Below are 26,278 nucleotides of genomic sequence, written 5' to 3'. Positions count from 1 at the left end.
GTCAGCGCCAGTCGTATCGGGCGACGGCGCGGTCGGCGCGCTTCGACTGGCCGTGGGGGTTGCGCGCTCTGGTCCGGTCGCGGGCGCGGGCGACCAACCCGTCTGAGACGCCCGTGGCGATGCCGCCGACCACGTCGCGGCCGGTCCCCGCCCACCCCGAGGGCGTCACGTCGCCTTTCACGACGCCGAGGGCGGCGTCGACACCGTCCGAAATCGCGTGTTTCGCCGTCCGCTTGACCGTCCCCGGTCTGACCCCGTAGTTCTTCACGAGTCGATAGGTCAGAGAGCGGTACTTCCAGCCCCAGTCGCGCTCGGAGATGCCGCCGTCGGCCTCGAACTCGCGGCGGACGCACATCTCGGGTGCCCACGCGACGGAGCGGTCGAAGCCGGCGAGGCGGTGGGCCGCGTCGCGCGCGCCGCCCGTCTGGAGGTACTCGTCGAAGCCGTCGAGGGCGTCGATTGCCTCGCGGCGGAACGCGACGTTGCCGCCGTTGAAGTACGTCACCGTGCGACCGCCGATGGCGTTCCGTTCGAGGGATTCGGTCGTCATGCCGTTGCGGAGCGTCTGGTGCATCGGTCCGGTGACCACGTCGGCGTCGCCGATGCCGTCTTCGAGTGCCGACAGCCACGACGACTCGACGGAGAGGTCGTATCGGAGAAGCGCCACCACGTCGCCGCCGGCCACTTCGAGGCCGGCGTTGCGGGCGACGTTGAGGTTGCGGTCGGAGATTTCGACCAGCACGTCCACGTCGTCGCGCTCTCTCACCATCCCGGTCGTGCCGTCGGCGGAGGGGCCGTTGACGACGACGACTTCCGCGTCGGGGGCGTGCTCGGCCAGCGCGTCGAGGCTGGTGGCGAGCCGGTCCCGACCGTTGAGCGTCGGGAGCACAACCGAGAGATCCATACCCGACAGTTGCGGTGGACGTACTTAAATGTGAATCGAGAACCGTGTTAAAATCTGCCGTGAGAACGGCTCACTCGGCGTCGCTCGCCCGAGTCGCCGCGCGGGACGGCTCGTCGGCGGACTCGACCCGCGCGTTCCAGTACGACACGGACGCGAGGTCGTCGCCGACCGGCGAGTCGCCGACGGCGAGATCGAGCGAGCGGAAGGGCTGTGCGATGCCGTTGGGGACCTTCCGGTAGAAGCCGAACGGGATGACGAAATCGTGTTTCGCGTCGGCGAGGTCGAGTCCGGCGTCGCCGAGCAGTCGCCGCACGTCGCCTTCCGAGTAGAGCCGCGACCCCATCGGGAGCAGCCAGTTGTAGGCCACCCGGAGGCTCCCGTCGTTGAAGGTGTCGAAGAACACCTGTTGTTTCGAGACGCGGGCCATCTCGGCTAAGAACTTCGCCGGGGTGTCCGCGAGGTGGAAAAACCGCATCGCGAACACCGCGTCGAAGTGGTCGTCCGGGAACGGCAGCCGCGCCGCGTCGCCGCGGAGGAACTCGATGCGGTCGGCGACGCCCGCTCTGCGGGCCTTCTCCCGCCCCTGTACCATCATCGCCCGCGAGATGTCCAGTCCGACGACGTTCGCCCCCTCCTGGGCGAGCATCACGGTGAACCGGCCGGTCCCGCAGGCGATTTCGAGGATGTTCTTGTCCTCGACGGGGCCGAGTGCCGCGAGGACCGCCTCCTTCTCTCGCCGGTCGATGAGCCGACCGCCCTTGGAGAACCGCTTCGAGTCGTACTCCTGGGCGACCTCGTCGGCCTGGTACCACTCCTTTCCTTTCACGCTACGCATACTCGCGGGGGGGAGCCTAAAACGGTACTGGATACGCGGTGCGGAAGCGGGGTTCGGCGGGCGGCGAGAGAGAGGCTTTCCTCTACTGAGCGCGTAGCATGTTATATGCCAACATGTAGAAACTGCGGCGTGACCTGCGAGGCCGACGAGTTAACACGGCACGTCAGCGAAGGGTGGCTCGTCGTCCACTGCCCGGAGTGCCACGCGCCGCTCGGGAGCTATCGACTCGGCACTCCATCGGTCGATACGATGCGAAACGTGGAGTGAGAAGCCCACTCGCGGGCGATTTTCCAACAAACGCACGATATTAATATGTGTATTATGTGTCTGGATTCTTTTCACACACTTGTAGCTAACCCTTAACACGGAGCAACCGACTGTGACGGGTATGAGCACCACCACTGCAGAGCCAGATACTGAAGACCTGCTCTCGGAAGCCGAGTTCCGAGAGCGCCTCCGCGAGCTTCCCCCGAGCGCGAAGCTCGTCGCAAAAGTCCTCGAAAGCGACGCGCCCCTCTCGCAGGGCCAGCTCGCGGAGGAGTCGCTGCTGCCGGACCGCACCGTCCGCTACGCGCTCAACCGTCTCGAAGAGTCTGACCTCGTCGGCTCGCGTTACTCCTTCAAGGACGCGCGAAAGCAGGTCTACTTCCTCAACACGTAAGCGCGCGGTCCACCGATAGCGCGACAGACCACCGCCCGCGGGGGCGCACTCCCGCAGACCAAGCCACCACTTCTCTCGAACCACCTAACCCAGCGGCGAGCGTAGCCGCCGCCATGCACGTCACACGCGTCTCCGTCCCCGTCGCCACCCGCGCGCCGACCGGCGCGACGAACGCCTATCTCGTCGCCGACGGCGGCGACACGTTGCTCGTGGACCCCGCGGCCCGCACCGACGACCTCGACGAACTCGTCGCGCGCGAGGGCGTCGACCATCTCGCGGTCACCCACACCCACGCGGACCACGTCGGCGCGGTGGCCGCCTACGCCCGCGAGACCGGCGCGACGGTCTGGTGTCGTCGCGGCCGCGAGCGCGCCTTTTCGGCCGCGACCGGAATCGAACCGGACCGAACGTTCGCGGAGGGGACGACCGTCCCCGTCGGCGCGGGCGTCGAGGTGCTGGACACGCCGGGGCACGCCCGCGACCACGTGAGCTTCGTCGCCGGCGAGGACGTGCTCTGCGGCGACCTCGCGGTCGCCGAGGGGAGCGTCGTCGTGGGCGCGCCCGAGGGCGACGTTCGCGCCTACCTCGTCGCGCTCAGGCGACTCCACGCGCGCGGTCCCGAGCGACTGCTTCCGGGTCACGGCCCCGAAATCACGGACCCGCGGGCGACGCTCGCGCGACTCGTCGCGCACCGAAACGACCGCGAGCGGGCCGTCCTCGACGCGGTGCGCGCCGGGAACGCGACCCCGGACGATGTGACCGACGCCGCCTACGACAAGGACGTGTCCGCCGTGCGCGACCTCGCCCGCGCGACGGTCGTCGCGCACATCGAGAAACTCGCCGCAGAGCGTCGGGTCCGCTGGGACTCCGAGGCCGAACGAGTCGAACCGCGATAGGGCGCGCGCCGATTCGGAGTCCGCTCCCCCGCGAAAAACCGCGCCCCTCTTTGGGCTCGCGCCCGCATCGCGGGTATGGACCTCGACGCCGAACTGGACCGCGCCCGCGACCTCGACGTGTCGGAACTCGCCGACGCCATCGAGTCCATCGGCTTCGAGTGCACGCGCTGCGGGGCCTGCTGCAAGGGCTACGAGGGCGACGACGGCCCCGAACCGCACACGGCGACCGTCTTCCCAGACGAGGTGCGCGCCCTGCAGGACGCCGGACCGGAACCGATGGAGTGGCGGGACGTGGCCCGACCGATGCCCTACGGCCTCGCCGAGGGCGACGACGGCCCCGAGGGCGAGACGTTCGAGTGGGCGCTCCAGACGACCGCCTGCGGCGACTGCCGATTCTACGAGGAAGACGACTCCGGGCGGGGCGCTTGTCAGGTTCACGAGGACCGCCCGCTCATCTGCGAGACCTACCCGTTCAGCGTCGCCCTCGGCGGCACGAGCCAGCCGATGGGCGAGGCCGTCGACGAGGAAGGCGTCGTCCGCGCGCACGAGTGCGAGGGCCTCGGCCGGGACATCTCCCGGGAGGACGCGGAGGAACTGGCACGGGCGCTGAAAGAGCGGGCGATTCGAGAGCTCCGCGAGGCGCGAGGCGTCACCGACGCCTACGAACCGGTCGAGACCGGTCCGGGCGAGGTCGTCGTCCACGACTCGGAGGGCGCGAAACGGCCCGACGGGACGCGGGTTCAGTAGTCGAATCCCGGTGACTGCGGTACATCTTTAACACTCCGGCCTGACCACATATTGGAGGTCTTACGGTGGAAATCTCAGATAAACTCCTGTGTCTGTTCAATGCTGACGTTCGCACCGAGGACGACCGCTACGTCGTCGAAATTCCGCGCCGCGAAGTCGAGACCGGGACCGTCGAACCCGGCGAGACGTACCGCGTCGCGCTCATCTCCCGCGAGTCGAACGAACCCGCCGAGTCCGAACCGAACGCCGGACCGACGCCCACGAACGAGCCGCAACCGCCCGTCGAAGCCGGTGAACTCCGCTACGTCGAAATCGAGGACATCGGCAAGCAGGGCGACGGTATCGCCCGCGTCGAACGCGGCTACGTCATCATCGTCCCCGGCACCGAAGTCGGCGAGCGCGTGAAGGTCGAAATCACCGAAGTCAAGTCTAACTTCGCCGTCGGCGAAGTCGTCGAAGACGACTTCTGACGGCGCTCTTTTCGTTCGACGCGGCTCGCCTCGCCGGGACGTGTCTCCCGCCGCCGACAGACCACGACTGCAAGTGAATCACGCACCACGCTTGCGAGTGAACACGCCGGTCGCGTCAGGCGCACAGAGAGAGCGCGATTGCACGTGAAGAATGAGCTTCTGAGTCCTGAAGCGACTACTGAACGTACTTCGTCACGTCGGCGTCGACGCCCACGTCGGCCGCGTCGGCGTAGGGACGGTTCACCACGATGTCGCCGGCGGTCGAGCGACCGATGCCGGGGATGGCGGTGAGTTCGTCCATCGACGCCTCGTTGAAGTCCAGCGGGTAGGGAACCCCGGTGACAGAGCGGTAGCCGTGGTCGACGACGGCCACGTCGATTGTCTTCCCGAGTTCGCGCTCGCCCGGAATCCCGACCAAAAGCGGGTAGGTGCCGAGTTGGCGACCGAACGTCCGGCCGTCCTGGTGGTATTCGAGGTGGACGTTCGGGAGGACCGTCCCCGCGGGCGCGACCCGGCGGAGCATCGGCCGGTCGATTTCCTCGCGGACCTCCTTTTTGTACGTCTTGAACAGCTGTTTGTGGTCGCGGGCGATGTCGGCACCCGTGTCGGACATGTCGGTGCCGTCGAACGCCATCACCTGCCGGATGTTGATGCGGCGGACCATGAGGCCCTCGTCGTAGACGCGCTGGAGGAACTGCTTGTTGTGCTCGAACGTCTCCTCGCGCTCGCCTTTCAGCCCGTGGAGGAGGTTGATGCCGGGGAGGAGCTTCGGCAGTCGGTTCGCGGCGTCCGAACCGTGGGTCGGCGCGTCCGCGGGGTCGTCACCGGGCCGCCAGCCGGCGACCTCGTTGACGATTTTGACCGCCTCGAAACACTCGTCTGCGGAGACGTTGAGGTTGTTCTCCTCTTGGACCAGCGGGTCGGCGGATTCGAGGCCGAACGCCGCGGTGTCGCCGGCCGTGTTGTGTTCGGCGATGATGCGGAGCGCCTCGCGGGACTTCTCGGGCCAGCCGACGATGGTGATGGGGTTGACGTTGTCGAGGTGGAGCGTGCCGAGGTCCGGCGCGACCTCTCGGATGCCGCCGTAGAGCCGGCGGAGCGCGTCGGGGTTCGGAGCCTCGCCGTCGCCGCCGAACGCGAGAATGTCGGCCTGCCGGCCGAGCCGGAAGTGTCGCGCGCCGCGGTTGTAGAGGTTCTCGACCTCCTTGACGACGGAGTCGGCGGTGCGGAACGCGGGGTTGCCGTACAGCGGTTCGGTACAGAACGAACAGCGGTAGGCACAGCCCCGCGAGGTCTCCATCTCGCAGATGAGGTGGTCGGGGTGGTTCGGGTGCTGTTCGACCACGAACGCGCCCATGGCGGCCCAGCGGTCGAGTTCCTCGTTGTCGCGCATGCGGTTGCCGAAGCCTTCGAGCCCGGAGTCGACGAGGTCGTAGGCGGCCGCCTCGATGTCGCCCTTGGCGACGAAGTCGTAGTCGAGGTTCTTGCGCTCCATGTCCTGGCCGCCCGCGTTCTCGTCGCCGACGCCGAAGCGAATCGGCCCGCCCATCAGGGCGGTTCCCTCGGCGACCCACGCGAGTTCGCGCACCTCGTCGGGTTCGGCGGGCGTCCCGCCGACGTACTTGCCGGGGACGGTCATGCCGCCGATGTAAATCATGAGGTCGGCGTCGGCCACGTCGCGCCACTTCTGTCTGTCCTCGCGGAGTTCGTCGATGGTGTGGTAGACGACGTTGGACTCGGGGACGCCCGCGTCGACCACCGCACCCGCGGTGAACCTCGGATACGTCGAGATGTACGGCGGCACGCCGAAGTGCGCCGGCTCGTCGACGTATCCGTCGACGATAGTCACGGTGAGGTCGGCGGGGTCAGTCATCGGTCGCGGTTCGGGTTCGACGCGGAAAACGCAACCGGTCGGCGGTCGCGGCCCCGCGCCGCGTCGTGGGGCCGCTTCCGCCTCCCGCGCGTTTATGAGCGTGGGAGCGTAACTGACGGCCATGCCCGCGACCCTCGAAGTCAAGTGCGCCAATGAGGACTGCGAACTCGACATGTTCGAGCTGCACTACACCTACGACATGCCCGACGACGTGACGGTGGCGGACTTCTCCTGTCCGTACTGCGGCGAGTCCCGCGACCTGGAGGAGATACAGCTATGAGCGACCTGCGGAAGTACGGCGAGTCGGCGGCGAACGCCGTCCTCGAACGAGTCGGCCGCGGCGTCAGCCAGATGCAAGAGCGCAAGCCGCTCGCCCACGACCTGCTCGAATCCGAGGACGCCTACCTCGTCGTCTTCGACGCGCCCGGCGCCCGCGCCGAGGACGTGCAGGTCCGCTTCCTCGACGGCGAAGTCGAGATTCGCATCGACCGCTTCCGCGACTTCCACGAGGGCTACGAGATGCGGTTCCCCGGCCGCGGTCTCACCCTCTCGGGGAAGGCGACTATCCCCTCCGACGCCTCGGTCGAAGCCGCCGAGGGAACCGCCACGGTCGGCAAGAACGGCACGCTCCAGATTCGGATTCCCAAGGACGAACGCGCGAGCGACATCGCCGTGACCGAAGAAGAAGACGACGGCGAGGCCGAAATCGAGTCCGACGTGGACGACGAAGCCGACGACTTCGGCGACGTGGACGACCAAGACGCCTGAGCTACGTTTCGGCGGCGACGCCCGCGACGCGCCTCCTTTTCTCGTTAGTCGTCGAGCGTCATCCCCTCGACCACCGCGAACTCCTCGTCGCCGTCGAAGCGACGGGGGTCGAACGCGTCCGGAATCGCTTCCTGACCGTCGCCGAGCACGGCCTCCGCGAGTCGCTCGCCGATTGCCGGAGCCCACATGAAGCCGTGGCCGTGCCAGCCGGCGGCGACGTAGACGCCCTCGGCGACCGCGCCGACGAGCGGGTTCCGGTCCGGGGTCGCCCCGCAGAGGCCGGCCCACGCGCGGTCGAGTTCCGGGTCAGTCGCACTCGGAGGCTCTGACTCGCCCGCGTCGCCGACCGCCGTCCGGTGTCGAACCGCGTCGAGGGCGTCGGCGACGAACCAGTCGTCCGCGGTCGGGTCCCAGTCGTCGGGGTCGGGTTCGACCGGTTCGACGCCGTCGCCCGCGAGGACGCCCGCGGGGTGCGGCCGCAGGTACGACTCGTCGGTCGCGTCGTAGACGGTCGGCCCGCGGTAGTCGCAGCCGGCGACGAGCGCCTGCGCCCGGTAGGGTTTGAGCGCGATTGGGTGGCCCGCCTCGGCGAGCAGGCGGCGCGAGTGGACGCCGGCCGCGACGACGACGGCGTCGAAGCGAGCGGTCACCACGTCGTCGACGGCGACGCCCGGCGGGTCGGTTCGGAGCGTCACCGCGTCGCCGACGCGGAACTCGACCCCGGCCGACTCGCACTTCTCGGCGAACAGGTCCACGTAGGCCGCGGGGTCGGCCCAACCGGCGTTCTCGGCGACGCCCGCGAGGAGCACGTCGTCGGTCCGAATCGGGAACCGGTCGGCCAGTTCGTCGGCTCCGACGAGCGACACCGCGCGGTCGTGGACGCGCATTCGCTCGACCGACTCTTCGAGCGCCGCGGCCGCCGCGTCGTCGCCCTCTCGCGCGAGAAAGACGTACGGCGTCTCGTGGAGAGTGAATCCGCCCTCGCCCGAGAGACGCCGGAATCGAGCCATCGCGCTATCGGCGACGGCCACGTCGATATCCTCGGCATAGGCGTCGTAGCAGATGCCTGCAGCGCGGCCCGTCGACCCGCCGCCCGGGGTGTCGCGCTCGAACAGCGTGACTCGCGCCCCGCGCTCGGCGAGGTCGAAGGCGGTCGTCAGGCCGACCGCGCCCGCGCCGACGACGGCGACGCGCGCTGGTGTGTCCATACCTCGTCTGGGTCGGCGACCGACTTGAATGGCGGTTGCTCTGGGTCTCGTGGTCGTCGTCAGTCGCCGCCAGTCGTCGGGCGCGTAGTCGGTCGATGCGCGCGGCGCAGTCGCTCAGGATGTGTAGAGAGACGGGGTAGGTCAGCCGGCCGTGGCCCACGTGGAAACCACGTGGGTCCGAAAGGAGCCACCTGACCGTGCCGTCACCTGTCCTCTCCGGCGACCGCGTAAAAGGCCTCCGGTGCTCGGTTCGGAGACGGGACGAGCGCGGGCGGCGCGACGGACTACTCGGCGAACTCGTCGACGCCGCGGGCGGGGTACCCGACCACGAGGTCGATACCGGCGTCGCGGAGGTCGTCGATTCGCCGCCGCACGTCGGCCACGGAGCCGATGAGGGCGTAGTCGCGCGCGGCCTTCAGGAGCACCTCGCGGGCGCGACCCTGCGCCGAGGCGTCGGTCGCGGCGTCGTCGGGGAGCGCGCGAGCGACGGGGCGGCGACGTGAGACGTACGCGCCGACGGCGTCGAGAATCTCGTCGTCGTCGTCGGTGAGAGCGGTCGGGGCGTAGAGCGCGACCTCGCCGTCGAAGCCGGCCGCCCGGAGCGCCCGGACGTCCCTGCGGGTCGACCGCGAGAGGAGTTCGTACTGCGTGCCGCCGGCGGCGAGGGCGATTCGCTCGATGCCCTCGGTGCCGACCCACGCGTCGGGCGCGCGCTCTCGGGCGGCGCGGAGCCGGGGGGCGACCGCGCGGCCCACCTCGTCGTCAGTCAGATACGCGCCGTGGCCGGCCACGAGCACCTGCCGAATCCCGTCGGGGAGCCACTCGTACAGCGAGTCGTCGCCGAGGGGGTCGAAGCCGTCGGCGCGGACCGGCGTGGTCAGACGGACCTCTTTTTCGGCCGTGAGTTCGCGCAATACGTCCTCGTCGGGGAGTCGCTCGCGGCCCTCGTAGTCGATAGCCACGATGTCGAGCGGGACCGACAGCGCCTCGCGCACGTCGCACTCGGCGGGTTTGAGTGCGACGGCGTCCAGACCGGCTTTCGAGACCGCACGCTCGGCGGTCAACATACTATCACCACAGAAATTTCAGTACCGTCGCGGAACGCGATCCATCGTCTGTGCGACCATGTGAGAACGAGTAGCGCGGAGGAGGCCAAAACCCTGTCGGTGACGGCGATGCTGGCTCTCCCGTCGGCGTTTATATACCCCACATCGAGGGCAGCGAAGAGCCACGTCGAACCGTGCGACAACGTATCTCGCGGTGAAATCCCGCCGTGTTCACCGCCGTGCCAACACGATTGTATTTAGGACACAATTCTAGACCTCGATTAGTAGTCGAAAACGAATCGTGACAGTCTCAAACGCCCGTTTTCGGTGATTCCCAGTTCTATAGATTCGGAAATCGCGTCGCCGTTATATGGGGTTCGCGGCCGACGATTCAGATGTAAGGTGAACCGAGATGCCCGCTAACGCACAAATCGAGATGCTGGGGAACAGAATGGACTTCGACTACTCGCGGGGCGTCACGGGCTACGTGCTCGTGCTGACCCGCCTCATCACCGGTTACTGGTTCCTCCACGCGGGGTTGGGGAAGATAACCGGTGAGCCGTTCAGCGCCGCGGGCTACCTCGCGAACGCCCCCGCCGCCTCGCCGTTACAGGGCTTCTTCGCGTGGGCCGCCGCGACTCCGTGGCTCCTCGACCTCACGAACTTCATGATTCCGTGGGGCGAGTTCCTCATCGGCCTCGGGCTCATCGTGGGTGCACTCGTCCGGCTCGCCGCCTTCTTCGGCGGCGTCCTGATGGTGTTCTTCTACCTCGGGAACGCCGACTGGGGCCACGGCGTGGTCAACGGTGACCTGTTCGGGCTGATGATGTTCGCCATCGTCGGCACCCTCGCCGCGGGCCGCATCCTCGGCCTCGACGCCATCATCGAGAAGATGGAGTTCGTCCGCCAGCGCCCCGCGCTCAAGTACCTCCTCGGCTGAGGGGGTACTCGGGGGGCAGAAAGGGAGTTGCCGTGGGGACGACGACACGCTGACGCGGTTTTGTTTTTCGGAACTGACTCAGACACCGTGGGCGGGCGCGCTGGGGGCAGTACGCCGAGGAGAACGAGACGTCGAGTGGGGACGCTACACCGGGTAGTCTGCGTCGGGGTCGACCACGCGGTCGACCTCCTCGGGGACGCGCCAGTCGGTCGTGAGTTCGAGCAGTTGCACGAGCATCCGCCCGGTCGCGCCCCAGACGGTGTAGCCGTCGACGTGGAAGAAGTGGAGCCGAATCTCGCCGTACTGCGGGTGGTCCCGGCGCTCCGACTCGTAGTTCGCGCGGTCGGTCAGGTCGTCGACCGCGAGCACCGCGATTTCGGCCACCTCGCGCTGGTCGGGTTCGTACTCGCGGTCGGGCACCGTGGCGACGAACGGCGAGACGGCGTAGTCGGTCACGGTCCGGATATCGTCGAGTCGGCCGTGAAACGCCGCCTCCTCGGCTCGAAGGCCGATTTCCTCGTTGGACTCGCGGAGCGCGGTCGCCCGCAGGTCGGCGTCGCTGGGTTCGCGCCCGCCGCCGGGGAAGCTCATCTGTCCCGGATGCTCGCCGAGGTGGTCGGCGCGCTTGGTAAAGAGGATGTGCGGCCGCTCGTCGCGGAACACGACGGGGGCGATGACGGCCGCCCGCCGGCCCGCTTCGACGGTCACCGGTTCGTGTCGGGTGACACCCGCGAGGTCCATCGTCACGATTCGTAAAGCGATGCCGGGACTTAGGCCTGCCCCTCCGCGTCCAGCGCGGCGTCGAGGCGCTCGCGAATCGACCCCACGTCGGTGTCGGCCCACGCTTCGAGGTCGTACGTCACGTCCAGCAGACGCTCGATTTCGTCGGCGTCGCCCGTCTGCACCGCGCTCGCGGCCGCCGCCCGGAGACGCGATTCGACCTGCGTCGCCAACTCGTCCCGCGGCACCTCGCGGGTCGGGTAGTCGAGGATGTGCGGCAGGTCCTCCGCCCGGTCGGGGAGCGTCGGAAACGCCATCGGACCGACCGTCAGGAGTTCCGCGTCCGTCTCGTCGTCCTCGTAGGGGACGAGGTAGTAGGCGTCGACCGCGTCGGAAATCGCGCCCGAGAGGGCGTCACCGTCCGTCTCGCGGCCCTGCTTGAAGGCGAGTTCGTCGAGCGCGGTCTCCAGTTCCTCGCGGGTGAGCGCGCCGAAGAGGTCGACGACGCCCGCGAGGTCGTCGTAGGTGGCCTCGCTCATCGGCCCGCAGCCTCCCGGACGTCGTCGAGGTCGTCGCTCGCGGCGGAAAGCACCTCGTCGGGCGACAGCGAGGTGTCCCGCCACGCCGGGAGCCGCGTGTCCTCGCCGGGCTTCGAGATGGCCTCGGCGTAGGTGGCGACCTGCTCGCGCTCGTCTCCCCGGTCGTAGTCGAAGCCGTTGAACGCCGCGTCGGCCGCGTACTGCTCGACCAGTCTGTTCCCGGCCTCGCGGTAGCGGTCGGCGAGCGTGTCGAACTCGACGCTTCCGCCGTGTTCCACGACCGCTCTGAGGAGCGTCCGCCCGACGGACTCGCTCATGTCCGAGAGGCCGGTCGGCCCGCTCACGGAGCGGTGGTCGTGTTCGTACTCGCCGAGGTCGACCTGCGCGCTCCGGTCGAAGCCGGCGTGGGCGAAGGCGTCGCCGAGGGTGCCGACTTCGAGGCCCCACTTCCGCGGCGACCGCATCTGCAACGCGAGGTCGGACGTGGCCGCGAACTCCCCGGCGAGGGCGTACCGGAACGAGTCGAGATACCGGACGATTGGTGCGTCGGTCTCGTCCTCGAGTGCCCGGACGAGCGGGGCGTAAAACAGCCTGAACAGCCGGCCGTAGAGCCGCCCCTCCTCGACGCGGGCGTAGTAGCCCTTCGAGAAGTCGTGGCCGTGCGCGAGCGGGAACAGGAGCCGCGGGACGTAGCGCTCGTCGTAGGTCTTCGTGTCCGCGTCGTGGACGACGACGTACTCCTCGCGGGCGGCGCAGCCGAGCGCGAGCCACACGTCGCGGCCCTTGCCGCGCTCGCCGTCAAGGTCGTGGGAGTCCAGCAGGTCGGCGACGCGGGGACCGTCGCACCACAGCACGTCGAGCGGCAGGTCGTACTCGTCGAGCCAGTCGGCGAACGGGGCGACCCGGTCGGCGGGCGCGCGGAGGGGGACGACGACCCGCGCGGGCGAGAGCGACTCCAGCGTCGAGAGCACCCGCTCGGCGGCGAGGCCGGCGTACTCCCGCTCCGTCATCGGCACGACCACGGCGGCGCGGTCGGTCGGGGCGTCGGGGACCGCGCCCGAGAGGTCGTGGAGCGTCGTGACCCGCTCTTGTACGTACTCCATCGTGTCGGTCGTGGGACCGGGCGAGCAAAAGTGCGGCGAGAGCCGAGTCGTCTGCCGACTTCGTTCGACCGCCGCCGGGCCGCTCAGTTCGGGATGCGCCCGGCGCGCTGGAAGGCGATGAGGCCCGTGACGACGACCGCCAGCCCAACGGAGAACCAGAAGAACACCTCGTCGAACGCGTAGCCGAAGTCGGTCAGGGTGCCGACCGCGCCCGACCCGCTGGCCTGGAATATCATCATGCCGAACGAGTACACCGAGTAGGCGCTCCCGCGGCTCTCGTCGGGGAGCGTGTCGAGCAGGTAGGCGTCGAGCGCCGGAAAGAGGCTGTGGATGACGTAGCCGACGACCGCGGTGACGACGAGGAGGCCGACGAGGCTCGTCGTCATCGTGAGGACGAACACCGAGACGACGAAGGAGACGAGCACGCCGAGGATGTACGGGATACGCGGGAGTTTGTCGGCGAGTCGCCCCGAGAGGAAGAACGCCGGCACGCCCGCGCCGAAGATGACCGTCAGCATGTTGCGCGCCGTCGTGGCTGGCAGCCCCTTCGACACCATGTACAGCTCGTAGAAGTTGAACAGGCCCTGCCAGACGAAGCCGGTGAAGCCGAGGATGACGATGCCGGTGAGGATGACGCGCCACTCGGTGCGGGCCGCGCCGAGGAGGTCGCGGTCGGCCGCGCCCGCGTCGGGGAGGTCCGTCGAGCGGGCCGTGAAGAACAGCGCGAGAGTCACGGCGGCGGCCGCGAGGCCGACGCAGACGAAGACGAGCTGCCACGCCGCGGAGACGAACGGGAGGCGCGGAACGAGGTCGGGACCGACCGCGAGGACGAGCGTGACGAAGGGGGCGACGCCGACGGCCGCGAGCTGGCTGGCGGTGCCGTGGATGCCCATCGCGCGGCCGACGCGGTCGGGGAACAGTTCGCTCACGAGCGGGTTGGCGGCGACGAAGTACGCGCCCGAGGCGAGACCCATCGAGACCGCGCCAATCATCAGCGTCTCGACGGTGGTCGCGCTGGCGGTCACGCCCGAGGCGACGACGAGGACGACGCCGGTCCCGAGCACCACGCGGTGTCTCGGAACGCGGGTGAGGAGCCAGCCGGTCGGGACGCGGAGGGCGGCGCTCCCGAGCCAGACGAGGGTGGCGACGATGCCGACGGTGGCGCGGTCGACCTCGAAAAACGTGATGAACTCCCCGAGAAGCGGTGCGAAGACGACCCGTGCGAGGTTGACGAGCAGCACCATCCCACAGAGGGTTCCGAAGAGGCGGCCACGTGACACGGACGAAAGCGCGCGCCGCGAGGTGACAACACTTTCGACTGAACGAGGCCGTCGGGGCGTCGTGCGGGACGAAAACGGGGGGTCGTCGTCGGGTTTTTATGTTCGTTGCACAAACGGACGCTTATGAAGACAACGCGGAAGGGGCTTCGAGACGGGGAGTTGGAGAAGGATACCTACGGACGACTGACCTGTTCCGAGTGCGGCGAGTCGCTGAAGAAGAAGAACGACCCGGACGAGGTGTTTTCCCTTCGCATCTGCGCCGACTGCGGGCGCGAGTGGAAAGAGCTCAGATAAGACGAACCGACCGACTGCGGGCGCTCGACGGGCACCGGCGTCCGCTCACTCGAACACCGAATCGAACGTCCGCGCCCCGAGGGGGTCGAACGTGCCGGCCGCGATGTTCTCCGCGACGTGTGCTACCGACGACGCGCCGACGAGCGCCGCGGTCACGCCGGGCGCGCTCCGCGAGAAGTTGAGCGCCCGCTGGGCCGCCGTGTCGCCGGCGAGCACCGAGTTCACCGACGCCGGAATCTCCGCCGCGAGGTCGCCCTGCGCGAGGCTGGCGCTCGTGAAGGCGTGCAGGCCGTGTTCGTGGGCGTACCAGAGCGCGCTCATCGCCTCGCCCGCGTCGGTGTCGTGGGCCTCGACGGTGAACGCGTCGGCCATCACGACGTTGAACGGGAGCTGAATCGCTTCGAGCGAGTGTTCGTCGTTGCCGACGGTTTCTGCCGCGCGCTCGGCCCGATGGACGAGTTCGGGGAGCGACAGGTACGCGTCGTGGTCGGGCGCGACCCGGAGCGCCTCCCACGTTGCGACGCCGTAGCGACCGATGTCGTCGCCGGCGACCCGGCGTTCGAGGACCTCGAAGGCGGCCTCGACGCGGTCGTACACCGTCTCGCGGTCGGCGATTGCCAGTTGCGTCTCGGGGTTGTGGAGGTAGTAGCAGTCGACGTGGTCCAGTCCCGTCAGGTCGAGCGAGCGGTCGACCATCTCGTCGACGAAGGCGGGCGCGATGGTGTGACTGCCGTGGGCGAGTTCGTCGGCGTCGGCGAGACCGGCGTCGAGGACCGTCTCGCGGACGTACGCGCCGGGGTCGTCGGGGCGCTCGCGGTCGAAGGGGACGAACCCGGCCTTCGAGGCGACGACGACGGCGTCGCGGTCGACGTCGGCCCCGCGGACCGCGTCGCCGACGACTCGTTCGGCGCGGCCGTGGCGGTAGTTCGACGCGGTATCGATGAGGTTGACGCCGTGTTCGAGCGCGGAGACGAGCGACTCGCGGTAGCGGTCGTCGACCGCGTCGGTCGGCTCGCCGAGGTAGGTTCCGATGCCGATACTGGAGACGACGCCGGGGCCGAACCGGCGGTAGAAGGTGCGGCCGAAACTGTCGCCGAACCGGTCGCGGTAGGCCCACGTCGCCCGTCCTGTAGCCATGGGCGGGCCTATGGCGGCCGACGGTTAAGGGCCACCGGTCCGGGTCCGGGACGGCGGTCTGCGGATTAGATATCGCCCGACAGCGCCTCGAAGATGTGTTCGAGGAGTTCGTCGCGGGCGATGGACTCGCCGTTGCCGCCGTCGGTGACGGCGTCGGGGCGGATTATCTGGCCGCCGCCCATCCGGGCGTGGCCGCCGGCGCTCGCCCCGCGGTAGTGGTCGAGCGCGGCCTCCAGCGTCCGGCCCATGTGGACTCGGTCGTCGCGGGAACGCCCCGAGAGGTAGACGTTGCTCTCGCGCTCGCCGCAGACGACCGCCGCGGTGACGCCTTCGAGTTGGATGAGTTCGTCGGCCGCCTGCGGGATGGCGTCGACGTTCGAGATGGTGCCGATGTCGGCGACGGCGAAGGGACCGCGCACGTCGCGGCCGGCGATGGCCCGCGCCTTCGCCTCCAGCACCTCGCGGGAGACCTCGGGGTTGGCGATGCGGTCGAGGTGGTCCTCGTTGACGCCGGGGAAGAGGAAGCCGGCGGCGTCGAAGTCGGCGGCCGAACAGCCCGCGGTGAGGTGTTTGGTGTCCGTGAGAATCCCGTAGACGAGGCCCGTCGCGACCTGTGACGGGACGGTGTACGAGGCGTTCACCTCGCTGGCGTGCATGTCCGGCGGGACGGGTTTCGCGCCCACGTCGCGGAAGTACTCGGCGATGATGCTCGAACACGCGCCGTAGTCGGTCCGCACGTCGGTGAACGCCTCGCCGGTCCCGTCGCCGGGGTGGTGGTCGACGACGGCGTAAGGGAGGACGCCCTCGGCCCCCGCGAAGCCGCGGGGGGAGTTGTGGTCGACGAGGACGACCGCCTCGGCGGCGAGGTCGCTCACGTGGTCGATTGGGTCTAAGTCGAGGTCGAGAACGGTGCGAAACGCGCGGTTTTCCTGGTGTCGAATCTGGCCGGCGAACTGGATTGTCGGTGTGGTCCCGACCTGTTCTGCGAGACAGGCTACACCGATTGCCGCGGCCATGGCGTCGGGGTCCGGGTTCGGGTGCATGAGGACGGCGACCTCGTCGACGTCCTCCAGCGCCTCGGCGAAGCGCGTGCCCATCGGCCGCTTGAACCGAATCGCGGCGTAGACGACGAGCGCGAGGGCACCGAGCGCGACGACGAGCGCCGCCGCGATTTCGGGGTGCGAGCGCACGAACGAGTCGATAGACTCGAAGATAGCACCCGTGTCGAACTGCCCCACCGGACCGAACATACACAACACGACCGGGGCCTACCGTATGAATATTCCCCCTAATCGAGTTGTCCTGATTGACAGAATTTCGGCGGTTCGAACCTATCGAGCCGCGAATACGCTCAGTCGTCGCCCGCCCGGTAGGCGTCGATTGCGGCCCGGTAGCCCTCCCGATACGTCGGATACGAGAACGAATAGCCGAGTTCGCGGAGGTAGTCGTTCGAACAGCGCTTGCTCGTCAGGATGCGGCGGCGAGCGGCCTCCGAGAGGTCGCCCGCGTCGAGGCGTTCTTCCTTCGTGCGCTTTTCGGGGCGCGGGACGCCGCACTCGTCGGCCAGCCAATCCGCGAACTCGTGTTTCGAGACGGGTTCGTCGTCGACGACGAGGACGGTGTCGTCGCGGGCGCGGCCGGTTTCGAGGAGGTACGCGACGACGCCCGCGGCGTCGTCCCGGTGGACCATGTTGAGGTAGCCCGCCGTGACCGGGCCGGTCAGGTAGCGGTCGAGTCGGTAGCGGTCGGGACCGTAGAGCCCGGCGAACCGAGTAACGGTCCCCTCGATTCCCCGCTCGGCGGCGTGCTCGCGGGCGACGCGCTCGGCCTCGGCGAGGACGCGCGTCTTGTCGGTCGTCGGGTCGAGCGGTGTGGACTCGTCCACGAAGTCGCCGTCGTGGTCGCCGTAGACGCCCGTGCTCGACGTGTAGACGAGGCGCTCGGGCGGCGAGTCGCGGGCGGCGAAGTGGTCGATTGCCGTTCGGAGGCCATCGACGAAGACGGTCCGGGCGGCGTCGGCCCCCCGCCCGCCGGAACTCGCGGCGAAGACGATGTGGTCCACGTCGGGGACCGCCCCGAGGGAGTCGGCGTCCGTCACGTCGGCGCGGACCGCCTCCGCGCCGGTCGCTTCGATGGCGGCGAGGCCGTCGTCGGAGCGGCGGACGCCCCACACGTCGTGGCCGTCGGCGACGAGCGTGCGGGCGAGTTCGAGGCCGACGTAGCCACAGCCGAGGATGGCGACGTTCATCGTTCGTTTCGGACGGCGATGACGTGGTGGATGGCGGCCAGTTCGTTCAGCGTGGCGGCGGTGCGACCCTCGATTGCCTGTTGAATCTCCTGTCCGGAGAGGTCGAGGTCGACCTCGGACGCGAGCGTGTCAACGTCGAGGATGCCGCTCGTCATGCCCATGAGGAGGTGGTCGCGGAACTCCCAGACGATGGCGTCGGCGTCGGGGTTGTCGTCGGCGAGTTCGAGGACCGCGGCGGCCTGTTCGAGCGTGAGGTCCAACACGCCGTTCGAGAGCGCGGCTTCCGAGACGCCGGCGGCCTCGGCGGCTGTCTCCGGCCCTGTAGCGTCGACTGCGCGGCGAATCTCGTCCTCGTAGGCGGCTCGCAACTCGTCGGCCGAGAGGGTTCCGGGCTCCGCGGCGGCGTCGTGCAACATATACCGCGGGTTGGGCGTTCCGGCGGCAAAACGGTTGCCACTCGGGTCGTATTGGCGGCTACTCGGTCGCGCGGCAGTCGGCCGCGACGGTACAGCCCGGACCGCCCGCCCAGCCCTCGGAACGCTCGTCCGCGTCGCCGTCGATGTCGCCGACGCCGACGCCCGACGGGGGTACCGCGACGACGATTGCCGTCTCCACGTCGAACGCGACGCGGTCGCCGCGGCCGAGCGTCTCCGCGACGCCGTCGTCGTCCCAGTCGAGGGCGACGGTCGAGCCGTCGCGGGCGTACGTGAGGGATTCGGCGTCGCCGCGGGCGTGGACGCGGAACTGCGCGAACTCGCCGGCGACCGACACGTCCCAGACGTTGACCGTCGCGTACCAGTACCCCGGGACGGGCGCGACCGGCATCCCGGCGGGGACGCGCTTGAACGACTTCCCGAACCGCGAGTCGAGCGTGTCGTTCACGCGGTCGGCGACCGCATCCTTAGTGGCGTTCATCGCCGCATCGGTCGCCATGTCGGCGAGGGCCTGCTGGCGGGCGGTTCGCGTCGTCTCGACGGTCCGGTTCGTGAGCCGCTGTGAGACCGTCGTCGAGCGGTCCCGGCGGACGGTTCGGAACGCCTCGTCGAGGCGTCGTTCGAGGAGGTCGGCTTCGACGGTTCCCGCCCCGGCAGTCTCGACGGCGATTGCGCGCGCCGCGGAGCCGTTCGTGACCGCCAGCGCCCGGTGGGCCGGGTCGTCCCACGCGCCGAGCGAGCGCTCCAGAATCCGCTGGCGTTCCGTCACCGAGCGGTTGGTGTGCACGCGGAGCGCGTCCTCAGCGGCCTCTTCGGCGGGGACGGTCGAACGGTCGACCGCGGTTTCGAGCCTGTCGCGCCGGTCGGCGAGCGTCTCGTTCGTCCCGTTCGTCGCCGCGAGCGTCGAGTCGGCGGCGAGCAGCGCGCGGGCCGCGACGCGGAGCGGGACGCGGCGGTTCGCGCCGAACACCGGTTCGAGGACGGTGTCTGCGGCATCGCCGTAGGGAAGCGTGAACAGGTTGGTGTTGCGGGCGACGAGCGAGTGGTAGGTGCCGCCGCGGGAGACGGTCGGAATCGCGGCCCCCGAGAGACCGCCGAGCGAGAGGTACATCGGGTCCGCGTCGGGGACGAACCGGACGCCGGTTTCGTTGCCGGTTCCGTTCGCGCCGTCTGCTCGCGTCTCACCGAGCGCCGCGCGGGCGACCTCCTCGGCACGGACCGCCTTCGAGAGCGACCCGATAGCTGCGTCCGTGCTCGCGTCGTCGGCCGCGCCGGTCGCCGCCGCGGTCCGGTTCGCCCGGCGGTCGAGCGCCGCCAGCACGCGGTCGAGGTAGGCGGCGCGAACCGCGACTCGCGCCCGGTCGGCGACGCCGTCGTAGGCGGCCGGTGCGCCGACGAGCTCGCGGCGGTCGGCGCGCAGGTCGGACGCGAGCTCTGCGGCGGGATTCAGCTCGCCCGCGGCGACCCGCCGGGCAGACACCGTCACGCTCCGGTTTTTCACGTGGTCGGCGAGCGCGACGAGGTCAGCGCGAATCCAGCCGTCGAGGCCGGGAGCCGTCGGTGCGGTGGCGTAATTCGATTCGGGCGCGTCCCCCTCGGCAACGTCGCGGGCGAGGTCGTCGAACCCGCCGCGGGTCGCTACCGCGTCCTCGGCGGCGGCGGCGGCCGCGGCGAAGTTCTCGCCGTCGAGCGCGCCGCCGGGTTCGACCGCCGGGTCGATGGGTCGCGCGGGGGCGGACAGGTCCGTCGGGTCGACGACGGCCGCGAGGTCAACGCGCGTCTTCGTCTCCGTCGTCTCGTCGGTGTGGAACGTCTCGTTACCCCGCCGCCACGTTCGGGTGGTCGTCTCGCTCGTCGTCACGATTCGGGAGCCGGCGACGACGACGGTTGTGTCGGCTTCGAGCGCCGGCGTTCGCGTCGCCACCGTCTCGACCGACGACGCCGTCTCGGTCGTCGTCTCGACGAGGTCCCACTCGCGGCCGAGGTCGACCGGCGGGTCGTCGCTCCGGGCGACGACGGTCGCGTCGGCTTCGACTGCGACTGCGGCCCGGTGCGCGTCCGCGACCACGTCGTCGTAAGCGGGCGCGTCGCCGTGGCCGTCGAGAAGGCCGACCAGCGCGTGGTCGGCCGCGGAGCCGACGGAGGCGTTGATGGTCCGGTTCGTCGGAACCTCGCTCGCGGCTGACTCGGCAGACGGATTGGGTGCGGGGAGCGCGTTCGCCAGTTCGGGCGCGGCAGGGACGCCGGTCTGCGAGAGCAGGCTCTGGGCACCGGCGTGGACGGCGGCGCGACCGGTCGCCCCGCGGGCGTCGGCGTCAGTCGCCCCGAACGCCTGCTGTTCGGCGAGCAGGACGCCGGCGTTCGTCGCCAGCGCGGCGTGGTCGTTCGAGACGACGTTGTCCACGGGCGCGCCGGCGTACTGGCTCCAACCGCGAGTCCACGCCGACGCCCACAGCGCCGTCGTCACCGTCGCGTCGAGCGTCCCGCCGTCCAGCGCGTTCGCGTCGAGACGGTACTCGAAGGACTCGGTTCGGTCGTGGAGCGCGAGGACGGGCGTTCGGACGCCGACCGTCGCGGTGACGGACTCGGTGGCGACGGTGCGACCGCCGCGAACGACTTCGACCGAGACGTTGTCGACGGTCGCGACGAGGACGGTGCCGTTCTCGCGGCCCGAGATGGAGACGCGGTCCATCGCCTCGCGGAGAGCCGACTCGTTGGTCGGTCGCGGCAGGCTCGCGGTCGCGTTCACGCCGCCGCGGGCGACGGAGACGGCCCGAAGTCGCTCCGTCGCAGCGAGAGCGATGCGGAGCCTGAGATAGTCGCGGAAGGGGCGCTCCTCGGAGAGCAGTCGTCCGACGGTCGTGTTCGCGGGCGAGGTGACGGGGTTCGCCGCGGCCTCGCGCGCCGCGTCGCCGACAGCCGCGCGGACGGCGGCGTCGGCCTGTGCGGTCGCGCGGTCCATCGCGTCGTCGACCCGGCGGTCGGCCACGGGGTCGTGACCCGCGAGCGCGCCGGAGAACGTCGCGCTCCCGACGAGGAGCAACACGCCGAGCAGGGCGAAGGGAACCCGACCGCGGTCGTCGTCGGCGAGCCTCACGCCGACCACGTCCTGACGACGATGGTGACGCGTCCGACCGAGACGGCCTCGGCGGCGGCGCGCGGGGTGTCGTACCGGGCGCGCATCGCGTCGGCGAAGCGCGGGGCCAGCGCCGCCGCGAGGTCGGCGTTGGCGACGCGAGTCTCCTCGCGGGCGACCTCGGGCGCGACGGAAGCGTTCACCAGCGCCCCGGCCCGTTCGTACCGATGGGTCATCAGCGTCGAAACCGGTTCGTCGCCGCGGAGCGCGAGGCGAGCGAGCGCGGGCGGAAACAGCCCCGAGACGGTTCGATTTGCGACGACGCGAGCGACGGCGTCGAAGCCGTCGTCGCTGGCGGCGACAGCGTCGTCTCGCGCCGCGGGGAACCCGCTGGGCACGTCGAGCGTCGCGGAGTGGACCGTCGTCGAGGACGGCGGTTCGGGACCGAGCGTGTCGGTCGCGCGGACCGGCGCACCGGGGAACGGCGTCCATGCGACGGCGACGGAGACGCCGCGGGTCGGGAGTTCGGAGGCGACGCGAGCGGCGGTCCGCGTCCGGAAATCGTCGCGGGCGCGGGTCAGGCGAACGCCGTCGATGGTGGTCGCACCGAGCGTCGCGCGGGCGAGGAGACCGGCCAGACTGCCGTGGGCGGTCCGGTCGAGTTCGCGGGGGTCGACGCCGCCGGCATCGAGGAGCGACGGGTCCGCGACTTCGACGCCGGGGGCGAGCGAGTAGTTGACCGTGGCGGTGCTCGTCGCCAGCGACGAGGCGACCCCGTCGGCGTCGATAGCGGCGTGGTCGGCGCTTGTACTCGCGCCGGCGTCCGCGGTGACGACGAGGCCGACGCTCGCACTCACGAGTAACAGACACACCGTCACGTCGAAGACGAGGTCGGTCATCGCCACACCTCGACCCGGAGCGTTCCGAAGCCGACGCGACCGGGTTCGACGCGGACGCTGACGCGAGTCGAATCGGCGTCGGCGTCGGCGTCGGTTGGCGAATCAGGGCCGACAGCGCGGCGGTCGCCGTCGACCGCGACGACGACGCGACACGAGAACCCGTCCGGACAGGCGTCGAGCGCGTCCGAGAGCCGCGAACTGACGACCACGCCCGAGTCGTCGGCGAGGGCGGACTCGACGTTCGACAGCGTCGCGGGCGCGAGGTCGCGGTCGGCGGTCGGTAACGAGTCGTCGAGGACCGTCGCGTAGCCCGAAATCGCCGCGCAGACGACGAACAGCGCGGTGAGCGCGGCGACGGGCGAGGTCTGCGCCCTACGCCGAGACGACGGTGACATCCGTTCCCTCCCAACTGATGTGGCGGACGACAAGCGGTTCGCTGACGGGGTGCCACGAGGCGTTCCGGTCGCGGGCGGTCTCGGCCGCGGCGGCGAACGCGGCGGGCGAGTCGAAGGCGGCGCTCGGGGACGCGCCGGCGGCGACCGACCCGAGTCGGGAGTCGGGCGTCGCCGGCGTCACCGGGCCGAAGGCGAACGTGGCGTGTGCCGCGCCGCCGTCGTTTCGGAGACCGATTCGGTGCGCGCCGAGGCGGACAGCGTCGGCTTCGAGGTCGTGTTCGGCGGTCGCGTCGTACTCGGCAACGGCCACGGCGTCGACGGCGTCGGCGACTCCCGAGGCGTCGGGCGCGGGCGTCGTCGGGAGGCCAGCGACCGCCCCGACGAGGACGGTCGCGGCCAGCGAGAGCGCGGCCCACGTGTAGAGCGTATCGAGCGGTGCGTCGAGCATAGACCGGGGTGGTCCCGTTCGAGTATATAAACCTCAGCACGAACTCGCTGCGGCTCAGACGAGTGTTCCCGCGGCGGCGAACGCGAGCGCGAACGTCGTCGTCGCCGACACGAGCGCGCGGCCGACGCGAGAGGCCACGAGATGACGGTCGAGGCCGTGTTCGACGCCGACCGAGAGCGTCGTCAGGATGACCGCCGAGAGGAGGACGTACGCGCCGACGGCTAGCCCGAGGTCGGCGGTCGAAAGCGGCGCGGCGACGGCCGTCTGGTCGAGCGACTTCGCGGGGCCCATCCCGTCGGCGAGCGCGACGGTCGCGCCGGCGACGAGCGGCCCGAAGACGGCGGCCGTGTTCGACAGCGTCTCCGTGACGGACGCGAGTTCGCGGCGGGCCTCGGCGTCGAGTCGGGAGAGCGCCGAGAGCTGGTCGGCCATCGAGACGATCGCGCGACCGGCGGGTCGGCCCTCGCTGGCGGCGAGTCCGAGAAGCGTCGCCACGCCCGCGACGCGTGGGCTCGGCGTCGATTCGAGGACGCCGTACTCGCCGCAGAACGACTCGACGACGCCCACGCGGAGGCGGCGCTGGACGCCGACGGCTTCGTCGAGCAGGTCGCCGGTTTCGCCCGGGACCGAGGTCGCCGCGCGGGCGAGCGCGGATTCGACGGCTTCGCCCTCGCTAACGGCGCGGCCGACGAGGTAGAGCGCGTCTGAGAGGCCGTCTTCGACCGCGCGGACGCGGGCTCTGAGCGCCACGACCGGGCGGGCCGCGACGAACAGCGCGGTCCCGGTTCCGAGGCCGCCGGCGGCGAGCGGCGCGAGCCACGGCGCGACGAGCGCGTCGGCGGCGACGAAGCCGACGACACCGGCGACTGCGCCACCGACGATGCCGACGTGGCGGTGGTCGTCGACCGCGGGGTGAGACGCATCGACCGAGAGCGGCGCGAACGCGACCGGCCGGCGGACGAGCACCCACCCGACCGCGGCGAGGAGACACGCGGGAAGCGCCACGTCGTAGACGAAGGCGACGTGTGCGGCGGTGACGCCGACGCCGGCGACGCGGGCCGCCGGGAGCGCGCCGACCAGCGCGAGCGGGAGCAGGACGCCGAAGGCGTAGACCGCCGTCACCGGCCCGCGGACGGAGCCGACGAAGTCGGCGAGGCGGTCGCGGGTCCCCTCGCGGACGACCTCGTGGGCCCGGTCGAGCGCCCGGTCGCGCTCGCCGGCGGGAACGTCCGCGGCGGTCTGCAGGAGCGCAGTCGAGCGGTCGAGCGCCGGGAACCACGCGCGCCACGCGTCGGCGAACTCGGAGAGCCCCGCGGTCGGCGTCCCGCGGGCGCGGTCGGTGTGCGCGGCGAGTGAGGCCGAAAGCGGGTCGTCCCCGCCGCGCGCGGCGAACGCGCTGGCCCGCTCGACAGAGGGTTCGACGCGCATCCGGAGCGCGATGCGACCGACGAGTTCCGGCGCGTTTCCGAGCGCCCGCGTCCGGCGGAGGGTCGCCAGCCAGACCGGCAGCGTGTGAATCGCGTGCGCCGCACCGAGCGCGGCCGCGAGCGCGACGAAGACGACCGTCACGGTCGGAAGCCGAGCGAGGAGGGCGACGAGTCCGCCGAGCAGTCCGGCGGGGGCGGCCGCGCCGTAGCCCGCGGCGACGACCGTCTCGGGGGCGAGGTTCGAGCCGAGGAACGCGAGCGACCGGCAGAGCTCGTCGCTCGGGTCGGCGTCGATGGAGTCGGGCGAAAGCCGCGTGAGCGTCGTCGCGGCCGAGTGAAGCAAGTGGTTCGCACCGGAGTCCGCGCTCGCGCTCGTGGTCGTGTCCGGGTTCAGCATCCCGAACCACGCTCCGCGCGGGCCGCGGCGAGGTCGTCTGGCGTCGTCCGTTCCGTCGCGGCGAGCGAATCGAGGTGGGCGGCGCGGGCGTCGAGCGCGTCGAGCACGTCCGCGTACGACTCGCCGGGGCGGGCCACGGATTCGACCGCGAGACTGTCGCCGCGCGCGACCGACCCCGTGGGTTCGAGGGCGCGACCGTCGTGTTCGAACAGCGTCTCGAACGCCGCGTCGTCGCCGACGGGGCGGACCTCCTCGACGCGGGCGACGCGGTGTGCGTCCGCGTGTTCGCAGGTGACGACGAGGTCGGTGGCGGCGAACGACGACGCCGGGACGCCGAGGTCGGAGACGACGCGCTCGCGCACGTCGGCGGCTCCGTCGCCGTGAATCGTTCCGAGGACCGCGTTGGCGTTCGCGCCGACTCGCATCGCCTCGTAGAGGACGGCGGCCTCTGCGCCGCGAACTTCACCGAGCGCGAGCGCGCCGTCGCCCAGTCGGAGCGCCGCGTGGAGCGCCTCCTGCGGCGTCGGCTCCGGGCCGCCGGTCGTATCGGTTCGGAGCGTCTGCACGTCGCGGCCGGCGTCCAGCAGGCTCGACGCCGGAAGCTCGGGCGTGTCCTCGATGAGAACCGTGCGAACGTCGCGCAGGAGCTCCCACAGGAGCGACCCGAGGAACGTCGTCTTGCCGGCCCCGCGGGAGCCGGCAACGAGGACTGACGCACCGCGTTCGACCGCGAGCGAGCAGAGCGCCGCGGCGTCGGCCGACAGCGTTCCGTTGGCGACGAGCGCGGGGAGCGTCAGCGGCGTCTCGTCGTGACGGCGGAACGCGAACCCGAGACCGTCGCTGGCGGGCGCGGTCACGCCCGCGACCCGGACGCTCGCGCCGCCGGCCTCGACCACGGTGTCGAGCGTCGGGTCGGCGCGGGAGAACGACGCGCCGCTCACGCGCCGCAGGCGAGAGGCGAGCGACTCCGCGCCGTCGGGCGCGAGGCGGACGTTCGTCGGCATCGAGACGCCGTCGGCGACGACGCGAATCGGATTCTCGTCGGCGGGCGTCGAGACGTACACGTCCGAGACCGCGGGGTCCGAAAACAGGTCGTCGAGGACGCCGTGGCCCGCGGTGTGCTTCGCCAGAATCGCCGCGAGCGTCTCGACCGGGTCGTCCGGCTCTGCGACGAGTCTGACGGCGCGCCCCGGCGCGCGCGGGCCGGCATCGACAGCGCCGCGGGCGAGTTGGTCGTGGGCGGCTTCGAGCGTGCGCGCGGCGCGCTGGTCGAGCGTCGATTCGGGCGGCGTGAGGTGGTAGACGGGGCCGCGCGGGCACTCGTACCGGCGGGCGACTGCGCCGGTGTCGAGGTCGGTCGTCCCGACGAGTCGCCCGTCGGCTGGGGGGCGGGGGTCGACGCGGGAGCGCGCGAGCGTCGGGCCGACGACCGCCCGGAGCGCGTCGCCGTAGTCGGCGCTTCGAGACGCGCCCTCCGCGAGACCGGTTTCGGCGGCCGCGCGGCGGACCGGTCCCGCGCGCCCCGTCGCCTCG

General features: G+C 70.7%; 28 protein-coding genes. 9 read left to right on the top strand and 19 right to left on the bottom strand.

What is annotated here, in order from left to right; translation table 11 throughout:
• Position 1: 1 nt before the first annotated feature.
• Entirely contained in the window at positions 2-904 is a 903-nt protein-coding gene (locus tag AUR65_RS00125) for a glycosyltransferase family 2 protein (RefSeq protein ID WP_058565796.1), read from the bottom strand.
• A 70-nt stretch (positions 905-974) separates the two neighbouring features.
• Positions 975-1,730 (bottom strand): class I SAM-dependent methyltransferase, encoded by a 756-nt coding sequence (locus AUR65_RS00120; protein WP_058565795.1) that lies wholly within the window; start codon positions 1,728-1,730, stop codon positions 975-977.
• 114 nt (positions 1,731-1,844) lie between these two features.
• Between AUR65_RS00120 and AUR65_RS19805 the strand changes: the two genes are divergently transcribed.
• The 5 genes from AUR65_RS19805 to AUR65_RS00100 all read left to right on the top strand — a co-directional run bounded on the left by AUR65_RS19805 (position 1,845) and on the right by AUR65_RS00100 (position 4,513).
• Positions 1,845-2,006, top strand: a complete 162-nt coding sequence (locus tag AUR65_RS19805) for a hypothetical protein (RefSeq protein ID WP_199180542.1) — start codon at positions 1,845-1,847, stop codon at positions 2,004-2,006.
• A gap of 121 nt (positions 2,007-2,127) precedes the next feature.
• Entirely contained in the window at positions 2,128-2,400 is a 273-nt protein-coding gene (locus tag AUR65_RS00115; protein ID WP_004044165.1) for a winged helix-turn-helix domain-containing protein, read from the top strand.
• Positions 2,401-2,513: 113 nt separating this feature from the next.
• The gene (locus AUR65_RS00110) at positions 2,514-3,296 is read left to right on the top strand and encodes an MBL fold metallo-hydrolase (RefSeq protein ID WP_058565794.1); all 783 of its coding nucleotides are present in this window, start codon (positions 2,514-2,516) and stop codon (positions 3,294-3,296) included.
• Positions 3,297-3,371: 75 nt separating this feature from the next.
• The gene (locus tag AUR65_RS00105) at positions 3,372-4,043 is read left to right on the top strand and encodes a YkgJ family cysteine cluster protein (protein ID WP_058565793.1); all 672 of its coding nucleotides are present in this window, start codon (positions 3,372-3,374) and stop codon (positions 4,041-4,043) included.
• A gap of 65 nt (positions 4,044-4,108) precedes the next feature.
• A complete protein-coding gene (locus AUR65_RS00100; RefSeq protein ID WP_004044168.1) occupies positions 4,109-4,513 on the top strand; it encodes a TRAM domain-containing protein in 405 nt (134 codons plus the stop codon).
• A 175-nt stretch (positions 4,514-4,688) separates the two neighbouring features.
• Here the strand turns inward: AUR65_RS00100 and AUR65_RS00095 are convergent, their stop codons facing one another.
• Positions 4,689-6,386, bottom strand: coding sequence for a radical SAM protein (locus tag AUR65_RS00095; protein ID WP_058565792.1), 1,698 nt, complete (start codon positions 6,384-6,386; stop codon positions 4,689-4,691).
• Between the two features lie 121 nt (positions 6,387-6,507).
• On the opposite strand from AUR65_RS00095, the gene AUR65_RS19800 reads away from it, so the two are divergent.
• Together AUR65_RS19800 and AUR65_RS00090 are read left to right on the top strand one after the other, a co-directional pair.
• A complete protein-coding gene (locus AUR65_RS19800) occupies positions 6,508-6,666 on the top strand; it encodes a DUF7559 family protein (RefSeq protein WP_199180541.1) in 159 nt (52 codons plus the stop codon).
• Positions 6,663-7,154, top strand: coding sequence for an Hsp20/alpha crystallin family protein (locus AUR65_RS00090; RefSeq protein WP_058565791.1), 492 nt, complete (start codon positions 6,663-6,665; stop codon positions 7,152-7,154). Before AUR65_RS19800 ends, AUR65_RS00090 begins: the two co-directional genes overlap by 4 nt.
• Before the next feature lie 44 nt (positions 7,155-7,198).
• Here the strand turns inward: AUR65_RS00090 and AUR65_RS00085 are convergent, their stop codons facing one another.
• Positions 7,199-8,362 carry an NAD(P)/FAD-dependent oxidoreductase gene (locus AUR65_RS00085; protein WP_058565790.1) on the bottom strand — a complete coding sequence of 388 codons (1,164 nt, stop codon included), beginning with the start codon at positions 8,360-8,362 and terminating at the stop codon, positions 7,199-7,201.
• Between the two features lie 284 nt (positions 8,363-8,646).
• Entirely contained in the window at positions 8,647-9,429 is a 783-nt protein-coding gene (locus tag AUR65_RS00080; RefSeq protein ID WP_058565789.1) for a DUF7388 family protein, read from the bottom strand.
• 430 nt (positions 9,430-9,859) lie between these two features.
• Between AUR65_RS00080 and AUR65_RS00075 the strand changes: the two genes are divergently transcribed.
• Complete coding sequence (locus tag AUR65_RS00075) at positions 9,860-10,348, top strand: DoxX family protein (RefSeq protein WP_058565788.1); 489 nt, start codon at positions 9,860-9,862, stop codon at positions 10,346-10,348.
• Between the two features lie 144 nt (positions 10,349-10,492).
• Here the strand turns inward: AUR65_RS00075 and AUR65_RS00070 are convergent, their stop codons facing one another.
• The 4 genes from AUR65_RS00070 to AUR65_RS00055 form a co-directional block, all read right to left on the bottom strand.
• Positions 10,493-11,089: an NUDIX hydrolase gene (locus AUR65_RS00070; RefSeq protein ID WP_058565787.1), complete on the bottom strand. Its 597-nt coding sequence runs from the start codon at positions 11,087-11,089 to the stop codon at positions 10,493-10,495.
• Between the two features lie 29 nt (positions 11,090-11,118).
• Positions 11,119-11,607, bottom strand: a complete 489-nt coding sequence (locus tag AUR65_RS00065) for a DUF7109 family protein (protein WP_004044176.1) — start codon at positions 11,605-11,607, stop codon at positions 11,119-11,121.
• Positions 11,604-12,710, bottom strand: coding sequence for a glycosyltransferase family protein (locus tag AUR65_RS00060; RefSeq protein ID WP_058565786.1), 1,107 nt, complete (start codon positions 12,708-12,710; stop codon positions 11,604-11,606). Before AUR65_RS00060 ends, AUR65_RS00065 begins: the two co-directional genes overlap by 4 nt.
• 83 nt (positions 12,711-12,793) lie before the next feature.
• Positions 12,794-13,954: an MFS transporter gene (locus AUR65_RS00055; RefSeq protein ID WP_058565785.1), complete on the bottom strand. Its 1,161-nt coding sequence runs from the start codon at positions 13,952-13,954 to the stop codon at positions 12,794-12,796.
• A gap of 159 nt (positions 13,955-14,113) precedes the next feature.
• On the opposite strand from AUR65_RS00055, the gene AUR65_RS19795 reads away from it, so the two are divergent.
• The gene (locus tag AUR65_RS19795) at positions 14,114-14,284 is read left to right on the top strand and encodes an HVO_0758 family zinc finger protein (RefSeq protein ID WP_004972738.1); all 171 of its coding nucleotides are present in this window, start codon (positions 14,114-14,116) and stop codon (positions 14,282-14,284) included.
• 45 nt (positions 14,285-14,329) lie between these two features.
• Here the strand turns inward: AUR65_RS19795 and AUR65_RS00050 are convergent, their stop codons facing one another.
• The 10 genes from AUR65_RS00050 to AUR65_RS00005 all read right to left on the bottom strand — a co-directional run.
• On the bottom strand, positions 14,330-15,421 hold the full coding sequence (locus AUR65_RS00050; RefSeq protein ID WP_058565784.1) for an aldo/keto reductase: 1,092 nt from the start codon (positions 15,419-15,421) through the stop codon (positions 14,330-14,332).
• Positions 15,422-15,486: 65 nt separating this feature from the next.
• On the bottom strand, positions 15,487-16,671 hold the full coding sequence (locus AUR65_RS00045; RefSeq protein WP_058565783.1) for a DHH family phosphoesterase: 1,185 nt from the start codon (positions 16,669-16,671) through the stop codon (positions 15,487-15,489).
• Between the two features lie 101 nt (positions 16,672-16,772).
• A complete protein-coding gene (locus AUR65_RS00040; protein ID WP_058565782.1) occupies positions 16,773-17,669 on the bottom strand; it encodes an SDR family oxidoreductase in 897 nt (298 codons plus the stop codon).
• Complete coding sequence (locus AUR65_RS00035; protein ID WP_058565781.1) at positions 17,666-18,085, bottom strand: DUF5791 family protein; 420 nt, start codon at positions 18,083-18,085, stop codon at positions 17,666-17,668. The genes AUR65_RS00040 and AUR65_RS00035 overlap by 4 nt, the downstream gene beginning before the upstream one ends.
• Before the next feature lie 58 nt (positions 18,086-18,143).
• A complete protein-coding gene (locus AUR65_RS00030) occupies positions 18,144-21,209 on the bottom strand; it encodes a DUF7286 family protein (RefSeq protein WP_058565780.1) in 3,066 nt (1,021 codons plus the stop codon).
• On the bottom strand, positions 21,197-22,078 hold the full coding sequence (locus tag AUR65_RS00025; RefSeq protein ID WP_058565779.1) for a DUF7284 family protein: 882 nt from the start codon (positions 22,076-22,078) through the stop codon (positions 21,197-21,199). The genes AUR65_RS00030 and AUR65_RS00025 overlap by 13 nt, the downstream gene beginning before the upstream one ends.
• Positions 22,075-22,473, bottom strand: a complete 399-nt coding sequence (locus AUR65_RS00020) for a DUF7285 family protein (RefSeq protein ID WP_058565778.1) — start codon at positions 22,471-22,473, stop codon at positions 22,075-22,077. The genes AUR65_RS00025 and AUR65_RS00020 overlap by 4 nt, the downstream gene beginning before the upstream one ends.
• Positions 22,451-22,921: a DUF7283 family protein gene (locus AUR65_RS00015; RefSeq protein WP_058565777.1), complete on the bottom strand. Its 471-nt coding sequence runs from the start codon at positions 22,919-22,921 to the stop codon at positions 22,451-22,453. The genes AUR65_RS00020 and AUR65_RS00015 overlap by 23 nt, the downstream gene beginning before the upstream one ends.
• Positions 22,922-22,975: 54 nt before the next feature.
• The gene (locus AUR65_RS00010) at positions 22,976-24,745 is read right to left on the bottom strand and encodes a hypothetical protein (RefSeq protein ID WP_058565776.1); all 1,770 of its coding nucleotides are present in this window, start codon (positions 24,743-24,745) and stop codon (positions 22,976-22,978) included.
• Positions 24,739-26,278 (bottom strand): ATPase, T2SS/T4P/T4SS family (locus AUR65_RS00005; RefSeq protein WP_058565775.1); only part of this gene is annotated, 1,540 nt, incomplete at its 5' end. The genes AUR65_RS00005 and AUR65_RS00010, both read right to left, overlap by 7 nt.

Origin of the sequence: Haloferax marisrubri, from assembly GCF_001469875.2 — an archaeon.
Classification (GTDB): Archaea; Halobacteriota; Halobacteria; order Halobacteriales; family Haloferacaceae; genus Haloferax; species Haloferax marisrubri.
The sequence above is the reverse complement of the archived record's forward strand: the minus strand, read 5'-3'. Positions and strand labels throughout refer to the sequence as shown.

Coding starts and splice junctions, on each gene's coding strand:
- AUR65_RS00125 (WP_058565796.1), bottom strand. CDS start 904: ATGGATCTCTCGGTTGTGCTCCCGACGCTCAACGGTCGGGACCGGCTC.
- AUR65_RS19805 (WP_199180542.1), top strand. CDS start 1,845: ATGCCAACATGTAGAAACTGCGGCGTGACCTGCGAGGCCGACGAGTTA.
- AUR65_RS00115 (WP_004044165.1), top strand. CDS start 2,128: ATGAGCACCACCACTGCAGAGCCAGATACTGAAGACCTGCTCTCGGAA.
- AUR65_RS00110 (WP_058565794.1), top strand. CDS start 2,514: ATGCACGTCACACGCGTCTCCGTCCCCGTCGCCACCCGCGCGCCGACC.
- AUR65_RS00105 (WP_058565793.1), top strand. CDS start 3,372: ATGGACCTCGACGCCGAACTGGACCGCGCCCGCGACCTCGACGTGTCG.
- AUR65_RS00095 (WP_058565792.1), bottom strand. CDS start 6,386: ATGACTGACCCCGCCGACCTCACCGTGACTATCGTCGACGGATACGTC.
- AUR65_RS19800 (WP_199180541.1), top strand. CDS start 6,508: ATGCCCGCGACCCTCGAAGTCAAGTGCGCCAATGAGGACTGCGAACTC.
- AUR65_RS00090 (WP_058565791.1), top strand. CDS start 6,663: ATGAGCGACCTGCGGAAGTACGGCGAGTCGGCGGCGAACGCCGTCCTC.
- AUR65_RS00085 (WP_058565790.1), bottom strand. CDS start 8,362: ATGGACACACCAGCGCGCGTCGCCGTCGTCGGCGCGGGCGCGGTCGGC.
- AUR65_RS00080 (WP_058565789.1), bottom strand. CDS start 9,429: ATGTTGACCGCCGAGCGTGCGGTCTCGAAAGCCGGTCTGGACGCCGTC.
- AUR65_RS00075 (WP_058565788.1), top strand. CDS start 9,860: ATGGACTTCGACTACTCGCGGGGCGTCACGGGCTACGTGCTCGTGCTG.
- AUR65_RS00070 (WP_058565787.1), bottom strand. CDS start 11,089: ATGGACCTCGCGGGTGTCACCCGACACGAACCGGTGACCGTCGAAGCG.
- AUR65_RS00065 (WP_004044176.1), bottom strand. CDS start 11,607: ATGAGCGAGGCCACCTACGACGACCTCGCGGGCGTCGTCGACCTCTTC.
- AUR65_RS00060 (WP_058565786.1), bottom strand. CDS start 12,710: ATGGAGTACGTACAAGAGCGGGTCACGACGCTCCACGACCTCTCGGGC.
- AUR65_RS00055 (WP_058565785.1), bottom strand. CDS start 13,954: ATGGTGCTGCTCGTCAACCTCGCACGGGTCGTCTTCGCACCGCTTCTC.
- AUR65_RS19795 (WP_004972738.1), top strand. CDS start 14,114: ATGAAGACAACGCGGAAGGGGCTTCGAGACGGGGAGTTGGAGAAGGAT.
- AUR65_RS00050 (WP_058565784.1), bottom strand. CDS start 15,421: ATGGCTACAGGACGGGCGACGTGGGCCTACCGCGACCGGTTCGGCGAC.
- AUR65_RS00045 (WP_058565783.1), bottom strand. CDS start 16,671: ATGTTCGGTCCGGTGGGGCAGTTCGACACGGGTGCTATCTTCGAGTCT.
- AUR65_RS00040 (WP_058565782.1), bottom strand. CDS start 17,669: ATGAACGTCGCCATCCTCGGCTGTGGCTACGTCGGCCTCGAACTCGCC.
- AUR65_RS00035 (WP_058565781.1), bottom strand. CDS start 18,085: ATGTTGCACGACGCCGCCGCGGAGCCCGGAACCCTCTCGGCCGACGAG.
- AUR65_RS00025 (WP_058565779.1), bottom strand. CDS start 22,078: ATGACCGACCTCGTCTTCGACGTGACGGTGTGTCTGTTACTCGTGAGT.
- AUR65_RS00020 (WP_058565778.1), bottom strand. CDS start 22,473: ATGTCACCGTCGTCTCGGCGTAGGGCGCAGACCTCGCCCGTCGCCGCG.
- AUR65_RS00015 (WP_058565777.1), bottom strand. CDS start 22,921: ATGCTCGACGCACCGCTCGATACGCTCTACACGTGGGCCGCGCTCTCG.
- AUR65_RS00010 (WP_058565776.1), bottom strand. CDS start 24,745: ATGCTGAACCCGGACACGACCACGAGCGCGAGCGCGGACTCCGGTGCG.